This window comes from Bradyrhizobium guangdongense, from assembly GCF_006483445.1.
Lineage (GTDB): Bacteria > Pseudomonadota > Alphaproteobacteria > Rhizobiales > Xanthobacteraceae > Bradyrhizobium > Bradyrhizobium guangdongense_A.
The window spans coordinates 1-1,727 of sequence record NZ_PPPT01000337.1 but is presented as its reverse complement, the minus strand read 5'-3'; the positions used below and the strand labels follow the sequence as shown (position 1 = coordinate 1,727).

The following is a 1,727-nucleotide window of genomic DNA, read 5'->3' as shown; positions in this document are numbered from 1 at the left end:
TCGCTGCGCTCGCAATGACTGATGGGAGGATTCAAACGATGTTTGAAACAGGGCTGCTCAGGGACAAGCGCATCCTCGTCACCGGCGGCGGCTCGGGGCTGGGCGCTGCGATGGCGCGGCGATTCCTCGAACTCGGCGCCGAGCTCGTCATCTGCGGCCGCAAGCTCGACCGGCTCGAGGCGACCGCGTCAGACATGCGCAAGACCGGCGGCAAGGTGACGACCGTCGCCTGTGATATTCGTGACGGCGCGGCGGTCGAAGCCATGATGGATCAGATCTGGCGCGCCGCGCCACTCGACATTCTCGTCAACAACGCGGCCGCGACCTTCATCGCACAGAGCGAGCATCTCTCGTTCCGCGCGGCGGATGCCATCCTCGCGCCGACGCTGCATGGTGCGATGTATTGCACGCTCGCGGCCGGCAAGCGCTGGATCGACGGCAGGCGAAAGGGTGTCGTGCTCTCGATCCTCTCGACCTCGACCATCACCGGCCGCGCCTTCACCGTGCCGTCGGCGATGGCGAAGTCCGCGGTGCTGGCGATGACCAAAAGCCTCGCGGTGGAATGGGGGCCGAAGGGCGTCCGCACCGTCGCGATTGCGCCGGGCCCGTTCCCGACCGCGGGCGCCACCGGGCAATTGCGTCCCGAGGGCCGCGACGAGGGCTGGACCTCGCGCAATCCGCTGGGCCGCACAGGCGAGCATGGCGAGCTCGCCGACCTCGCGAGCTTCCTGGTTTCGGATCGCGCGGGCTACATCAATGGCGAGATGGTCGTCATCGACGGTGGTGCGCATCTGCGCAGTTCGGGCGCCGAAGACCTGTTGCGATGGACCGACGCGCAATGGGCCGAGCAGCGCGCATCGCGCGCCAAGGGCTAGCTACGAGGGGTAGCTAACTGCCTTCCCAAACAGCGCTTTCCCGGCTATCCCTGCCGCGGGGACAAAGCGCGGCCGGGCCATCTTCCAGTCACAATATTGAGGGAACCACTCCAGCATGTGGCGGGTGCTAGTAGCTTTGATGACCGGGTTGGCGGTGTGCGGGTTCGTTGATCTCGCGCAGGCGCAGACGGCGCAACCCGCGCCGAAAGCGGCGCCAAAGGCGACACCTGCGGCCCCGGCCCCGGCTCCTGCACCGAAGACGGCGGCAAAGCCAGAGAGCAAGCCTGTCGCGCCGCCCGCGGCGATGACGGGTGGAGCTGAGCCGACCCTGATCGGCCAGTTCGGAACCTGGGGCGCCTACGCTGCCACGCCGAACGGCAAGAAGGTCTGCTTCGCGCTGGCCAAGCCATCCTCGTCCAAGACCAATCCGCCCAATCGCCCGCGCGATCCGGCCTATGCCTTCGTCTCGACCAGGCCGACCGAGAAGGTCGCCAACGAAGTCTCGATCATGATCGGCTATGCGCTGAAGCCGGGCTCGGAATCGACGCTCGAAGTCGGCGGCGGCTCCTACGCGATGTACACCCAGGGTGACGGTCTCTGGATCAAGAATGCGGCCGAGGAGGAGCGGATGGTGGAAGCCATGCGCAAATCCGCCGACCTGGTGGTCAAGGGCGTCTCGGCCAAGGGCACGGAGACGACCGACACGTTCTCGCTGAAAGGCCTCGCCCAGGCGCTGGACCGTATCGCGCAGGACTGTAAGCGGTAACGCTAGGTATTTGCCGCGGTCGCAATCGGCGGTTCCGGTTGCTATATAGGGGCGGTTCCACAATTTCGGTCGTCATGGCCGGGCTT

General features: G+C 66.4%; 2 protein-coding genes. Both read left to right on the top strand.

Going from position 1 to position 1,727, the window contains the following annotated elements; all coding sequences use genetic code 11:
• Nucleotides 1–38 precede the first annotated feature (38 nt).
• The gene (locus C2U70_RS32625; protein WP_140982889.1) at nt 39–875 is read left to right on the top strand and encodes an SDR family oxidoreductase; all 837 of its coding nucleotides are present in this window, start codon (nt 39–41) and stop codon (nt 873–875) included.
• A gap of 115 nt (nt 876–990) precedes the next feature.
• Nucleotides 991–1,641, top strand: coding sequence for an invasion associated locus B family protein (locus tag C2U70_RS32620; RefSeq protein WP_140982886.1), 651 nt, complete (start codon nt 991–993; stop codon nt 1,639–1,641).
• The last annotated feature ends 86 nt before the right edge of the window (nt 1,642–1,727 follow it).